The organism is Brenneria goodwinii (assembly GCF_002291445.1).
Taxonomy (GTDB): Bacteria; Pseudomonadota; Gammaproteobacteria; order Enterobacterales; family Enterobacteriaceae; genus Brenneria; species Brenneria goodwinii.
Genome location: NZ_CP014137.1, coordinates 4,259,713 through 4,274,372, shown reverse-complemented (window position 1 = coordinate 4,274,372; position 14,660 = coordinate 4,259,713). Strand labels below are relative to the sequence as shown.

General features: G+C 54.9%; 11 protein-coding genes. 6 read left to right on the top strand and 5 right to left on the bottom strand.

All coding sequences use genetic code 11. From position 1 onward, the window contains the following. Positions 1-27: 27 nt before the first annotated feature. Entirely contained in the window at positions 28-2,805 is a 2,778-nt protein-coding gene (locus tag ACN28R_RS18940) for a flavocytochrome c (RefSeq protein ID WP_095835206.1), read from the bottom strand. Between the two features lie 716 nt (positions 2,806-3,521). Here ACN28R_RS18940 and ACN28R_RS18935 point away from each other — a divergent pair. After that, entirely contained in the window at positions 3,522-5,003 is a 1,482-nt protein-coding gene (locus ACN28R_RS18935; protein WP_048636856.1) for an anion permease, read from the top strand. A 119-nt stretch (positions 5,004-5,122) separates the two neighbouring features. Continuing rightward, entirely contained in the window at positions 5,123-6,769 is a 1,647-nt protein-coding gene (gene fumA, locus ACN28R_RS18930; protein ID WP_095835205.1) for a class I fumarate hydratase FumA, read from the top strand. A gap of 136 nt (positions 6,770-6,905) precedes the next feature. Here the strand turns inward: fumA and ACN28R_RS18925 are convergent, their stop codons facing one another. The 3 genes from ACN28R_RS18925 to ACN28R_RS18915 all read right to left on the bottom strand — a co-directional run bounded on the left by ACN28R_RS18925 (position 6,906) and on the right by ACN28R_RS18915 (position 10,237). Continuing rightward, positions 6,906-7,820 carry a delta(1)-pyrroline-2-carboxylate reductase family protein gene (locus ACN28R_RS18925; RefSeq protein WP_095835204.1) on the bottom strand — a complete coding sequence of 305 codons (915 nt, stop codon included), beginning with the start codon at positions 7,818-7,820 and terminating at the stop codon, positions 6,906-6,908. Positions 7,821-7,863: 43 nt separating this feature from the next. Further along, positions 7,864-9,231 (bottom strand): hypothetical protein, encoded by a 1,368-nt coding sequence (locus tag ACN28R_RS18920; protein WP_145957981.1) that lies wholly within the window; start codon positions 9,229-9,231, stop codon positions 7,864-7,866. Positions 9,232-9,457: 226 nt separating this feature from the next. Beyond that, positions 9,458-10,237 carry a GntR family transcriptional regulator gene (locus ACN28R_RS18915; protein ID WP_095835202.1) on the bottom strand — a complete coding sequence of 260 codons (780 nt, stop codon included), beginning with the start codon at positions 10,235-10,237 and terminating at the stop codon, positions 9,458-9,460. Between the two features lie 240 nt (positions 10,238-10,477). Between ACN28R_RS18915 and ACN28R_RS18910 the strand changes: the two genes are divergently transcribed. Genes ACN28R_RS18910 through ACN28R_RS18900 form a run of 3 tightly spaced genes read left to right on the top strand, consistent with a single transcriptional unit; the run spans position 10,478 to position 13,061 of the window. Beyond that, complete coding sequence (locus tag ACN28R_RS18910; protein WP_048636850.1) at positions 10,478-11,257, top strand: ABC transporter substrate-binding protein; 780 nt, start codon at positions 10,478-10,480, stop codon at positions 11,255-11,257. Between the two features lie 3 nt (positions 11,258-11,260). Beyond that, on the top strand, positions 11,261-12,238 hold the full coding sequence (locus ACN28R_RS18905; RefSeq protein ID WP_095835201.1) for an SIS domain-containing protein: 978 nt from the start codon (positions 11,261-11,263) through the stop codon (positions 12,236-12,238). Positions 12,239-12,248: 10 nt separating this feature from the next. Further along, on the top strand, positions 12,249-13,061 hold the full coding sequence (locus tag ACN28R_RS18900) for a PfkB family carbohydrate kinase (RefSeq protein WP_095835200.1): 813 nt from the start codon (positions 12,249-12,251) through the stop codon (positions 13,059-13,061). A 176-nt stretch (positions 13,062-13,237) separates the two neighbouring features. Here the strand turns inward: ACN28R_RS18900 and ACN28R_RS18895 are convergent, their stop codons facing one another. Further along, positions 13,238-14,089, bottom strand: coding sequence for an SDR family oxidoreductase (locus ACN28R_RS18895; protein WP_095835199.1), 852 nt, complete (start codon positions 14,087-14,089; stop codon positions 13,238-13,240). An 87-nt stretch (positions 14,090-14,176) separates the two neighbouring features. Here ACN28R_RS18895 and ACN28R_RS18890 point away from each other — a divergent pair, with 87 nt between their 5' ends. After that, positions 14,177-14,578: a winged helix-turn-helix transcriptional regulator gene (locus tag ACN28R_RS18890; protein ID WP_048636846.1), complete on the top strand. Its 402-nt coding sequence runs from the start codon at positions 14,177-14,179 to the stop codon at positions 14,576-14,578. The last annotated feature ends 82 nt before the right edge of the window (positions 14,579-14,660 follow it).

The following is a 14,660-nucleotide window of genomic DNA, read 5'->3' as shown; positions in this document are numbered from 1 at the left end:
GCTACCCGAAGCTCAGGTCGGTATCGGTTACCGCAGGGCGTGAGCGGCGGCATGACGGCCTGCCAGAATACCGAAGATAATGATATCGGCGACGGCATTGCCGCCGATACGGTTACCGCCGTGGATCCCGCCGACAACCTCACCGGCGGCATAGGCGCCCGGAATGACCCGTTGTTGATCATCCAGCACCGCGGCATCGGGGTTAATCGTAACGCCGCCCATGGTGTGGTGAACCCCGGGAGCAATGCGGATAGCGTAGAACGGTCCCTGGTTGATAGGCTGACGCAAGGCGGTCTTACGGCCGAAATCTTCGTCATTCTGCTTATCAACAAACACATTGTAGCGTTCCAGCGTTGCCAGGAAAGCGTGGAGGTCCATATCCAGCTTGTCGGCCAGCTCACGCGGAGAATCGGCGCTGATGACAAACCCGCGCGCAATATACTCGTCCGCCGCCTTGTTTTTCATTCTTATCTGCTCATCGAAGACTACGTAAGCGTATTTCTCCGGCAAACTGATAATCTGCGCTGAAACCTTGTCGCGAGTTTCCATTTCGTTGAAGAAGCGTTTGCCTTCCTGATTCACCAGGATCGCGCCGCCGCCACGAATTGATTCGGAAACCAGATAAGAAGTGGTCTGTTCTACGGTCGGGTGGATCTGGATTTCGCCCATATCGACCGTACCGGCCCCAATTTTCTCCAGAATAGCGATACCGTCGCCCGTCGCGCCTTTATGGTTGGTGGTGACGAAACCGTCCAGATCCGAACGATACTGCACAACCATATCCCGGTTGGCGCTGAAGCCGCCGCTGGCGACAATGACGCTTCCGGCCAGGATTGTCAGAGTTTCGCCCTCGTCATTGACGGCGCGGACGCCGGTTACCGCACCGGCTTCATAGAGAATATCGGTAACGGAAGTATCCAGCATCACATCAATATTGCGTTTATTGATGTTCTTCGTCAGCCCGCTAATCAGAAAACCACCGACGGCCGAACGATCCGCCGGACGGTGAGTACGGTCGATACTCATCCCGCCGGTGATGGTGATATCGTTCAGCTCAATACCGTGATCCGCCAGCCATTCCACGGCCAGCGGCGCATTTTCGACAAAGCACGCCAGCAGCTCCGGATTATTTTTGTTTTTACCGCCCTTCAGGGATTCCTGATAAAACAGCTCTTTGCTGTCGACAATGCCTTTTATTTTCTGGAAACGGGTTTCCGCCGCATTCATACCGACGGAGGCCTTGATGGTGTTGCCGCCAATGCTTGGCATCTTCTCAATAATCAATACGCTGGCGCCTTCGTCACTGGCTTGAATCGCCGCGGCCAGACCGGCGCCGCCGCTGCCCACCACCACGACATCATAGCGTTGCGGCGTGGCTGGGTTACCGCCTTCTTCCAGAATCTGCGCCTTGCAGGATTTTGCCAATGCTTTGGAAACCGCTTTTTTCACCGCTTCGCTTTGCGCCGTGGCGCCGGTAACGGCATCCACATGCGGGCTGTTGGCGTCCAGAATACGCGAGCGAATGACCTCGAAACTGGTCGTGAAAGAGACATCCAGATTGGAACTGGCGTCCAGCGCGATGTCGGCGATGCGATCGGTTTCAAGACTAACGTTGATGACCAGTTCGTTGGCATCATCCTGCGCTTTTTCCTGGAATACGCCGGGCTTAAATTTTTTCGACGATAGGCTCATGTCGCGGATCATCGCGTCAACCAGCGAGAAACGCCACAGCGGTTCCGGAATGATCAGATCTTCACGCTTGGTGTTGTCGATGAACAGTTCAATTCTCTCATCCCTGGCGATGCGGTCGATCCAGTCCGGATACGCGATGCAGGCTTTCCCAACGGCGACCATGTCGTAACCGTGTTCCAGCGCCAGCTCGATATCTTCTTTGTTAACCACCCCGCCTACGCCCATCACCGGAACTTTCGCCAGCGTCTCGGAACGCATGGCGACATATTTATCGATCAATGGCGTGGGATCGAGGGTATCGACGATCGACGGGCGCAGGGTATAACCCATGGAGAAGTGCAGATAATCCAGCCCGCGTTCGGCCAGCTTTTCCAGCAGATACATGGTGTCGTCAAAGCGAATACCGGGCTCTTCTATTTCCTCCGGCGAGAAGCGGTAGCCGATGATGAAGGAAGCGTCCGCGTACTTGCGCGCCATCTTGTGGGTGATGTCCAGAACCGCGAGCGGGAATTTAGCCCGGTTGTCACGGCTGCCGCCCCACTCATCGTCACGCTGGTTGGAGTTCGGCGAGTAGAATTGCTGAATCAGATAGGTGTTGGCGCCGTGGATTTCCACGCCGTCAAATCCGGCCTCAATGGCGCGACGCACGCCTTCGCCAAATTTAGCGATCATGCCTTCCACTTCGTCGGCGGTTAAGGCCGTCGGCGTCGGCGCGCCGTCACGGGGCGCGGCGATAGCGCTCGGCCCGACGGGAGACTGGCCGCCAATCAGTTTAGGCTCGACCATCCTACCGCCGTGATAGATTTGCAGAATCGCTTTTGAACCTTTGGTTTTGATCGCTTCAGCGACTTTTGCCAGACCAGAAATTTTATTGTCATTATCAATGCCAATGGCCCCAGGGAATGCCAGGCCTTGATCATCAATAAAACAACACTCAACAACAACAGTACCGATATTACCGGCGCGAGCCCGATAATATTCCACTAATTCATTCGTGACGGAGCCGTCATAAAAACCGGTGCAGGTTGTCATCGGCGCCATCAGAAGTCGGTTTTTTACCTGGGTGCCATTGGGCAAAGTAAAGGGACTCAGTATGCGATCGTTACTGTTCATAATAATCAACTCCAAATTATAAATATTCTCTGAATCCGTTATCGGTTTATTATTTATTGGTTTTAATTCATAGCCGATGTCATGCTATCAATATAACTTTATATTTAGTTTAAAAATCATTAAATTTACTTATTTAACTATTTGCCAAGTACCAATTTACTCGTTTTACCAAGACATCATTACTTTTAAAAAGAAAAGATCACATTGTGTTAAATTAAAATAACTTTTCATTTACCAAGATAAAAAATAATTAAAGTTTACCCACTAACACCCCTACAAGCCGCGCCACTACTGAGATGTTAAAAGCAATACTTATGGAAAGGTTATCCTGCCAATACCCATAAGAAACCTAATGACATATTTACTTACGTATAAACAATGCCTGAAAAATAAAAAAACGGATAAATATAATAAAAAATAAAATACAAAAACCGGAATTTCTTACCTGCCGAAATCGATACGCCACAGTGATTTTATTGATCGAGATCAACGGCTATAAATACGAAAAACGCATTATATAAATTATGGTCATCCTACGGATTGGATAATTTATATGCGAAAAATGGCGACAATATAACATTCAAAATGTCATTGTTAAATAACCATATAAATTTAAAAAACTAAATAAAGCATAATATTTATCCGTACCAAAAATATTCTTAACTACTTAATAGACAAACGAAATGAACGTAATAGCGAAAAGTGAAACCCCACAAATGGCTAAAAAAGCCTCATGCGGGAAGCAGAAAAGCAATCTAAAATATATATTGGCGACGATAGCAATTACCGTCTTATTGCTATTAACTCCGGCACCCGATGGATTACAGCCCTATTCATGGCACTTCTTCGCCATATTTGTCGGCGTGATTGTCGGCTTGATATTCGAACCGCTGCCGGGCGCAGTGATCGGCCTGACAGGATTAGTCATCATCGCCCTGGGCAGCCAGTGGTTACTATTCAGCCCGGAGCAATTGGCCGATCCCGGCTTCAACCTCGCCGGGCAATCTTTTAAGTGGGCGGTGAGCGGGTTCGGCAACTCAACCGTTTGGCTGATCTTCGGCGCATTCATGTTCGCCGCAGGCTACGATAAAACCCAGTTTGGCCGCCGTCTGGCGCTGATTCTGGTGAAATACCTCGGTCGCCGCAGCCTGACGCTGGGTTACGCCATCACCTTCGCCGACTTGCTTCTGGCGCCGTTTACGCCCTCCAACACCGCGCGCAGCGGCGGTACGATCTACCCGATTATCGCCAACCTGCCGCCGTTGTACGGCTCCAAGCCCAATGATCCCAGTTCCCGCAAGATCGGTTCCTATCTGATGTGGGTGGCGATTACCGCCGCCTGCATCACCAGCTCCATGTTCTTGTCGGCGCTCGCGCCAAACCTGTTGGCGCTGGCGTTAGTCAAAAGCACGGTGGGCATTAACATTTCTTGGGGAACCTGGTTTATCGCCTTCCTGCCGCTGGGTATCCTGCTGATCCTGGCCATGCCGCTGCTGGCTTACTGGCTTTATCCGCCTGAAGTGAAATTCAACGATGAAGTGCCGCGTTGGGCCAGCCAGGAGCTGGAAAAACTCGGCAAACTGTCTCGTAATGAAATTCTCCTGCTGGTGTTCGTCTGCTGTGCGCTGGTGATGTGGATTTTCGCCGCCAACTGGATCGAACCGGCGCTGGCCGCCCTGCTGGTAATCAGCCTGATGTTGTGGACCGGCGTACTGGAATGGAGCGACATTACCGGCAACAAGGCCGCGTGGAATACCTTCGTCTGGTTCGGCACGCTGGTGGCATTGGCCGACGGCCTGTCCGCCACCGGATTTATCGGCTGGCTGGGTAAAGAAGGCGGCATATTGCTGGGCGGTATCTCCCCCGGCACGGCGACCGTCGTACTGTTGGTCGCTTTTTACCTGTTGCACTATCTGTTTGCCAGCACCACCGCCCACACCACCGCGCTGTTGCCCGCCATGCTGACCATCGCCTCCACCATCCCGGGCATGAACATGCAGGTATTCTGCCTATTGATGGTAACGTCGTTGGGTATCATGGGGATTATCACCCCTTACGGCACCGGCCCAAGCCCGATTTACTATGGCAGCGGCTACCTGCCGGCAGCGGACTATTGGCGTCTGGGCACCATTTTCGGCGCAATTTTCCTGGTTGCCTTGCTGGTTATCGGTTACCCGTGGATGTTGATGATGTTCTGATAACAGGTCGCCAGCCGCCATTGCGCCGGGCTGGCAAACGCCGTACCGAACAATATGCCGCAATAATATTTTTTGCTGATACCCGATAACAGCGGCAATAACTAATTAAGTGAGAAAAAATGTCGAACAAACCTTTCCATTATCAGGCTCCTTTCCCCCTCGCCAAAGATGAGACGGAGTATTACCTGCTAAGCAGCGAACACGTCTCGGTAAGCGAGTTTGAAGGTCAGCCGGTACTTAAAGTCGCTCCCGAAGCGTTGACACTGCTGGCCCAGCAGGCCTTTCACGATGCCGCGTTTATGCTGCGTCCCGCCCACCAGCAACAGGTCGCATCTATCCTGCACGATCCCGAAGCCAGCGAAAACGACAAGTATGTTGCGTTGCAGTTTCTGAGAAACTCGGAAATCGCCGCCAAAGGCATCTTGCCGACCTGCCAGGATACCGGCACCGCCATTATCATGGGGAAAAAAGGGCAACGCGTCTGGACCGGCGGCGATGATGAAGCAGCGCTGGCTCGCGGCGTGTATAACACCTATACCGAAGACAATCTGCGCTATTCCCAGAATGTCGCGCTGGATATGTACAAAGAGGTGAATACCGGCACCAACCTGCCCGCGCAAATCGACCTCTACAGCGTGGATGGCGATGAATATAAATTCCTGTGCGTGGCCAAAGGCGGCGGATCCGCCAACAAAACCTATCTCTATCAGGAAACCAAGGCGCTGCTTAACCCCGGCAAGCTGAAAAACTATCTGGTGGAGAAAATGCGTACCCTGGGTACCGCGGCTTGCCCGCCGTACCATATTGCTTTTGTGATTGGCGGCACCTCCGCGGAAAGCACCCTGAAGACGGTAAAACTGGCGTCCGCCAAATACTACGACGGCCTGCCGACCGAAGGGAACGAACACGGCCAGGCATTCCGGGACGTACAACTGGAGCAGGAACTGATGGCCGAAGCGCAGAACCTGGGGCTGGGCGCGCAGTTCGGCGGTAAATATTTCGCTCACGATATCCGGGTGATTCGCCTGCCGCGCCACGGAGCATCCTGCCCGGTCGGCATGGGCGTGTCCTGCTCCGCGGACCGCAACATCAAAGCCAAAATCAACCGCGAAGGCATCTGGATTGAAAAACTGGAACACAATCCTGCGCGCTATATTCCCGAATCCCTGCGCCAGCAGGGCGAAGGCGAAGTGGTGCATATCGACCTGAACCGCCCGATGAAGGAAATTCTCGCCCAGCTGTCCCAATACCCGGTATCCACCCGCCTGTCCCTGACCGGAACCATTATCGTGGGCCGCGATATCGCCCATGCGAAGCTGAAAGAGCGTATCGATAACGGCGAAGGCCTGCCGCAGTACGTTAAGGATCACCCGATCTACTACGCAGGTCCGGCCAAAACGCCGGCGGGGTATGCTTCCGGTTCGCTGGGCCCAACCACCGCGGGACGCATGGACTCCTATGTCGATCTGCTGCAATCCCACGGCGGCAGCATGATTATGCTGGCCAAAGGCAACCGCAGCCAGCAGGTGACGGACGCCTGCCATAAACACGGCGGATTCTATCTGGGCAGTATCGGCGGCCCGGCCGCGGTATTGGCTCAGCAGAGCATCAAGAGCCTGGAATGCGTGGAATATCCGGAACTGGGCATGGAAGCCATCTGGAAAATTGAAGTGGAAAACTTCCCGGCGTTTATTCTGGTGGATGATAAAGGCAATGATTTCTTCCAACAGATTCAGCAGAAGTCATGCGCTAGCTGCATGAAATAATCGCTCAATCAACCGCGCGAGGGCTTGCCGCAACCGGCGAGCCCTTTTTTATGCCCGCTCTTCTTTCGTCCGCCGGATTTAACATCGATCCGAACGAACCGTTCGCCATGCGTCATGCGCAAACGCCACAAAGAAATCAGCTTAAGCCGGCCATCTCCGCCGCCAGCTTCGCCGCGGCCAGATCCCATAACGCGGTGCCAACGGTTTTAAACATCACCGGACGCCCCTGACGAGGACGCGGGTTGACGATACCGCCAATTTCCCCGACGCGGCCCCACTCGATGCCGGCCTGCATCAGATCGCCCGCCTCTTCCCGGGCGCCTTCCAGCGTATCGACGAACAGATCGCAGCTATGCACCACCGCCGGCGCGATCTCCGCCATCTCCGGCTGATAAGCGCCGACAGCGATAATGGTGCTGTCATTCGGCACCCGAACCGAAAGCACCGGCGTACGGCTGGTGGTTGCCGAAACGATCAGCCCGGCCTGCGCTTCACGTTCATCCACCGCCTCGATCGCTTCCGCATCCAGCCCCAGATGCTCGCGCACATAGTCCGCCAGAGCCGCGGCGCGCGGCAGACGCTGGGACAAAATACGAACCCGGCGTAACGGCCACTGCTGGGCAAAAGCCTGAATATGTTCCCTGGCCTGTACGCCGGAACCAATCAGCAGCAGGGTATCGGCATCCGGATGAGCCAATTTGCGCGCGCCCAGCAGCGAGAGCGCCGCCGTGCGCCGCGCGGTGACCGTCGGCGCATCCAGCGACAGCAGGCGTTGGCCGGTATCGGCGCGCATCAGCACCAGTTCGCCCTGAATCGCCGGCAAGCCGCGATTTGGATTGCCCGCGTGTACGGTAAGCAGTTTTACGCACAGGTGTTGGCTATCGGAGGCCGGCATCATCAGCAGTACGCCGCCGTCCTGGGCGGGCACGCTCTGGCGCACCGGCGCTTGCGCCTGCCCGTTCAGGGCTTGTTGCGTCATCAGATCCAGTGCGTCAACCAGACGATCGTAAGGAAGTAGTTTGGCCGTAGCTTCGGCATCGAAGAGTTTCACGGAAAGACTCCTAAAATAAGTGACTCAGGCGGGCCAACCAGGATTACCATCCATAGCTATAAGACACGCCGATTATGGCGGCGGAAACGACGAACATCAGCCCAACGAAGCTGCGGTTCCATAGCAAGCCGACTTTTTGCGGCTTCACCCCGCACAGCGCGCCGGTCAGTAAAGACATGGCGCTAATGGGCGATATGGCGATGGCCATCGCCCAGCCAAAGGTCAGGGCCAAAGCCAATGACATCGGGTGCGCCATCCCCAATTCGCTGGCGCCGAATATCTGGGCCAGCAACACCACGAAAATCGAGTGGGGGATGAACAGGCCGCCAGCCAGCGGAACAATCAGCAAACAGGCCAACAACACCGCCAACGCGGGGAAATGGGCAGACTGCAGCTCCTGCCACCCCGGCTGCTGCTGGATGGTCAACGAGATGGCCGCGCCAATCACATTGGCCGAAAGGAAAATGGCGCTTTCCATCCGCATAGAGCCGATGTTTCTAAAAATATGCTGGGCATCCTGAACCAGGCCGGCGCGGGGAGATGACCGTTCCAGGCATAGCCAGGCCAGCGCGAACAGCGGAAGCACCAGCACCGTCGAAACCACGAACGACCATTGTAACCAGATATGGATACCGATCACAGCCGCCAGCAGCGCCGCGCAGGCCAGCAGCACGCCAAGCAGCGTGCGCGCGGAGCCGGCCGATCCCGCGCCGGGGGCGTGAGTATCCGCTTCCGCGTCTTCGTAGCGCATCGCCCACAGGCAGGTGACGATCATAATCAGCATCGCCGAAGCGAACGCGGCGGCAATAAAATACGTCGCGTTCAGCGCCGTCAGCGCGGTAGTGACAATGGCAAAACCCAGCCCCATCGGCGACCAGATGGTCATCAGAACCGCGCCGCGCATCCCCGCCAGCAGCATGATGCGGTCTTCACCTTCGGCCGGTTTATCTTTGGCGCTCCCCAATTGGTCGGCAATCAGCGGAATGATGCCGACGTTAAATAGCAGGCTAAGAAAATGGCTGCCCGCATTAACCGCCGCATAGCGGCGGCTGATGGGAAAAGAGAGCAGATATCCGGCCGCCTCGCGCACGGTGCCGGAGCGGCTCACCGGATAACGCAACAGCCCCAGAACGATCAACAGGCATGAAAACGCTACCCCTTGCGCCAGCGCTTGAACCATAACGTGCAGTTGCAGAGGATAGCGCCAGGCCACCCACGCAAAAGCCGCGATAGCGCCCAGACAAAATCCCCGAGCCAGCAGCGAGAGGGCATTAAACCGTAATAAAGTCGCCAGCACCGTGGCGCCCATGGCAATCGCCAGCAAGGGAGTGTCTGGAAAAACGTTAGCCAAAAGCAGTGTGATGGCCGCCAATAAATGGGCGCATCCGGCAAGCAATTCAAACAAGCTCAAGCGATCACCTTTTGTGAGTAAGTTCGGAGCCGTCGTAGATTTTTTCATCTATTTGATAAAAGGCAGGATATCACACGTGATTCTTATGGGAGATTTTTACCACAATATGAAATATATATTAATGAGGATTTGGCTACGGGCGGAGAGCGGCGCCCAAGATCAGGCAACAGTTTACGGCTATGGCGTAAGTAAATCGTACCGTTGGCGGCCAACCAACCATTGACCGCTAGCGAACGTTAGCATTCACATCCGTCTGTCCGACGGCATTATGGCTGATGCGAAACGTCACACGCTGCGGATGATTGACCGACACCAGATATTCCACCGGTTGATTCAGGCGATCGGAAATAACCCCGCGGTACACCAGCGCCGGACTGTCTGGCGGCGCGTTCAGAAGCGCCTGTTCTTCCTCGCTCATTACGCCAACCCGAATCGTTCCCTCATCCGCGATCCCCTGAATGTGGTAGCGCTCGGCCAACAGGCGGTACAAGGAGCCGTTGGCTTCGAGCATCGGCGCGCTTAAATCCGGCACGCGCCGGCGCGGCAGATAGCTGGTTTCAAGGCAGAATGGTACGCCATCAGCCAGCCGCAGGCGTTTTATCATCAGCAAAGGCGCGCCGGTTTCTATCTGCAATAAGCGGGCGATACGCTCGCTGGCGGCCGCATCCTGAAAGTAGATCAGGCGGCTGCTGGGCACCGCGCCGTTATGTTCGATGATTTTGCTGATGCCTTGTTCTATCGCCTGAGTTAACGGACGCTCGATGGCGGCGGCCGTAAGCCAGGTGCCCTGATTGCCGCGCCGTTCCAGCACGCCCTGAGCAACAAGTTCATCAAGAATTTTTCTCAGCGTCATCCGGCTGATATGCAAAAGCGCCGCCAGCTCGCGCTCGGCGGGAATTTGATCGCCCTGGTTGTATTCCGGCGTCGCCAATAGCGCCAGCAAAGATTGCCGGGCCTGCAAATAGGCTTTGCGCGGGCGCCGTTTTATTTCGCCGATCTCCGTCATGGTCTATTTTTATTCACTCAGCATCGCTAAATTTTGTACCAAGTATACCGATGAATGTCTGATTAGCCAGCAAAAAACCGCCGCTACGATGACAAACAGCCAGGATAAAAATCAGACCATAATGCCATAACTAATTATTATAAAAAGAAAAAAATAAACAACCCCTTGCCTTTAGCTAAGTCGGTGAGTATATCTATCATGGTATATTTTATGGTACACATTACTAATGTGGAGCAAATAATGAAAAAAGCGCTTTCTCTTTTATTGCTTGGCCTCGCGTTGCCGTGGCTGCCTTTAAACGTTCACGCTGAACAGCAGATCCGCTTCGGAACGGACCCCACGTTCCCGCCGTTTGAATCAAAAGCGGCGGATGGTTCATTGCAGGGTTTCGATATTGATATCGGCAACGCGCTGTGCGCCAAACTCAACGCCAAATGCGTATGGGTGGAAAGCAGCTTTGACGGCCTGATCCCTGCGCTGCATGCGCGCAAGTTCGACGCTATTCTCTCCTCTCTGTCGATTACCGACGAGCGCAAAAAGGCCATCGACTTTACCGACAAGTTATTCAACACGCCCGCTTTTCTCGTCGCCCCGGTGTCCAGCGGTTTAAAACCCACAGTCGAATCGCTGAAAGGAAAACGCCTGGGGGTGCAGCAAGGCTCGGTATTTGAGTCTTACGCCAAAAAACACTGGCAAAGCCACGGCGTGGAAGTGATCGCCTACCCCAGCGCCGATGACGTCTATGCCGATATGATCGTGGGAAGGCTTGACGCCACGCTGGACGATGCGACCGTGGTTACCGAGTCCCTGCTCAGCAAGCCCCAGGGTAAAAACTTTGCTCTGATAGAACCGCAAGTAAAGGATGACGTGATTTTCGGACCGGGCACCGGTATCGGCGTCAATAAGCAGAACGACAAACTGCGCGATCAACTCAATGAGGCGATTGCCGAAATCCGCCGCGACGGCACCTACGACCGACTGGCGAAAAAATACTTTAATTTCAATGTGTATGGCGACTAATTCATGAATACCGCGGCAATCATCACTTCGTTAATGGAAAACCGTTTTCATCCGGCAGGCGGCCTGCGTCAGATCTTTCTTGTCGCCTGCGGCGGATCGCTGGTGGATATGTATCCCGCACACTACTTTCTTAACTGCGAGTCCGCCACGCTGCACAGCTTTATGATGACGGCCAATGAATTCGTCCACGCGGCGCCAAAAACGCTGGGGAAAAATTCCCTGACCATTGTCTGTTCCCACGGCGGCAATACGCCGGAATCGGTCGCGGCGGCGAAACTGGCGCAGCAGCACAGCAGTACCACCATTACCCTGACCCATAATGCCGAGGCCGAGCTGATTGCCTGGTCCGACAGTAATATTCTCTATGCTTGGGGCAACGACAGCCAGGTGGTCGCCAACCCGATGGCGCTGATCCTCAATCTGTGTGTCGAGGCGTTAGCGCAAAGCGAAGGGTTCAGCGGCTATGCGGATTTCCAGAGCGGGATGGCGCAGATCGATGGCGTCATCGCCCGCGCACGAATGCAGGTACAACAACGCTGCGCCGAATTTGCCGACCGGTATCGTAATGAATCGCTGTTCTATGTGCTTTCCAGCGGCGCCTCTTACGGCCACGCCTATGGTTTCGCTATCTGTTCGTTAATGGAAATGCAGTGGCTCAATGCCGCATCAATTCACAGCGGCGAGTTTTTCCACGGCCCCTTTGAAGTAACCAATAGAAACACGCCGTGGATTGTGATGGTGAATGAAGGCCGTACGCGTCCGCTTGACGAGCGCGCCGTCCATTTTCTGGCGCAGTATGGCGATAAAGTAGAAATCGTTGATGCCAAAGAACTCGGCCTGAGCGTTATTCCGGCGCCGGTGGTGGACTATTTCAACCCGGTGCTGTTCTATAGCGTGATGTGCGAATACCGCGCCGCGCTGGCCCTGGTGCGGCAACACCCGTTGGAAACACGCCGCTATATGGGGAAAGTCGCCTATTAAGGACGCTATGATGAAAGTACTGGGTATCGGCGATAACGTTGTTGATCGTTACACGCACACGCATATTCGTTATCCGGGCGGCAATGCGCTTAATTTCAGCGTCTACGCGGAAATGCTTGGCGCCCAGGCCGCCTACCTCGGCGTGTTTGGCGATGACGACAACGGTTCGCATGTACAACGCGCGCTGGCCGCCCGCAACATTGATACGTCTCACTGCCGCGTGGCGGCTGGTGAAAACGGCTATGCCGACCTGACCATTAAACAGGGCGAACGGATTTTCCTTGGCTCCAATGCGGGCGGCATTCGGCAACGGATATCGATGGATTTCGCCGTAACGGACATTGCCTGGTTGAGTCAGTTCGCGTTGCTGCACACCGGCGCTTACAGCTATCTGGATAAGCAGTTGCCCGCGCTGAGCGTATTGCCGGGCCGCCTGTCGTATGACTTTTCCGATGATTTCGACGTTGAGGCCGCTCTGGCTTTATGCCCGCTGCTGGATTACGCGTTTTTCTCCTGCGCCGAACGCAGCCTGGAGGAGACGCGGCGGATTCTGCTTGACGCTCATCGCCAGGGGAGCCGTTACGCCATCGCTACCCGCGGCGCGCAAGGCGCCGTATTATTTGACGGTCAACATTGGCTGGAACAGCCGCCGCAACAGGTGGCGGCGCGAGACACGCTCGGCGCTGGCGATGCATTTATCACCGCGTTTTTACTGGCGCACCTGGCGGGGAGATCGTTATCGGACAGCCTGAAAAACGCCGCCGCCTTCGCGGCGCAAATTTGCCTGCTGGACGGCGCATTTGGCGAGGGTGAGCGCTATTAGTTTCCGGTTTCGCGCACGACGCCGAAAGCCGTTTTTCGCCGCAGAACCGCACCTCCCGCATTTAGCGGGAATCAGCATAGAAGGGACTTGTGCCTGGATCGCCAGGATAATGGGGCGCTGGCGTAAAATAACGCCGGCGCCCCATGATAACCCGTCTTGCGTAACCGGTATTCAGCTTACTTAATTACCGACTTCACCACGGCCGCCAACGGTGTGGTTGAGCGCCCGATCAACCGGCTCAATTGATGGCCGTCGTCAAATAAACCGCCCTTGGATGCGCCGACATCGGAGTCGGCAATCATATCGGCGATAACCGGGGGTAAACCCGCCGCCACCAGCGCCGCGCTGAATTCCGCTTCGGGCAAATTCTGGTAGCTAACCGTTTTACCAGAATGAAGGCTGATTTCAGCCGCCAATTCCGTCAGGGTGTACGGCTCATCGCCCGCCAGTTCATAAACCTTACCGGCCTGATTATCCTGCGTCAGCACGGCAACGGCGGCGGCGGCATAGTCAGCCCGCGTGGCTGAGGCGATTTTTCCCTCGCCGGCGCTACCGATAAAAACGCCATGCTGCAAGGCAGCCGGTATGCTGGCGGCATAGTTTTCCGTGTACCAGCCATTGCGCAACAGCACATAAGGCAAGCCCGAGGCGCTGATGAGGCTCTCGGTTTCACGATGCTCTTTCGCCAGACCCAACGGCGAGCGATCGGCATGCAGAATGCTGGTATACGCCAAGAGTTTGACCTTGGCCTGCACCGCCGCCTCAATCACATTACGATGTTGCGCCACGCGTTTACCCACTTCGCTGGAGGAAATCAGCAACAGTTTATCCACCCCCTGCAACGCGGCGATCAGCGACTCTGGCTGAGTGTAATCCGCGGCTTTCACCTGGATACCGCGGGCGGCTAAATCAGCAACCTTGGCGACATCCCGCACCAATCCCAGGATTTCACCCGCGGGGACTTTTTCCAGCAACTGTTCAATAACTAAACGCCCCAACTGACCAGAGATACCTGTAACAGCAATCATCATTAAGCTCCTTTTTTTGACCGTCATTGACAGGTAGAATAGACAATAAACTAACTTTAAGTAAGTACGCACACAAAGGTAAGTTTCATGCCGGAAAAAGTAAAAGCCGCCTCGTTATTGTCCGTTATACCGTTGCAGGGAAATCTGTTCGCTGAAAAATGTCCTTCCCGCCAGATACTTAACCACGTAACCAGCCGTTGGGGCGTGCTGATTTTAGTGGCATTATTGGATGGAACGCTTCGCTTCAGTCAACTGCGGCGCAAAATCGGCGGCGTCAGCGAGCGGATGCTGGCGCAGACGCTGCAATGGCTGGAAAGCGATGGTTTTATCCTGAGAACCTCATACCCGGTGGTGCCGCCGCATGTTGAATACAGTCTGACGCCGCTGGGCAAAGAGGTCAGCGAGCGGGTCAAAATCCTGGCGGACTGGATAGAGGAAAATCTGGCTGCGATATTAGCGGCACAGGAAACTTCCCCAGAGAAATCTTGAGCGAAGATCGGCTGATGTACTGGAAACCAGCGCCGTAGACTGACGGCACGCGTTCATTGCTTTCCTTCTTTCCGTCGTATTT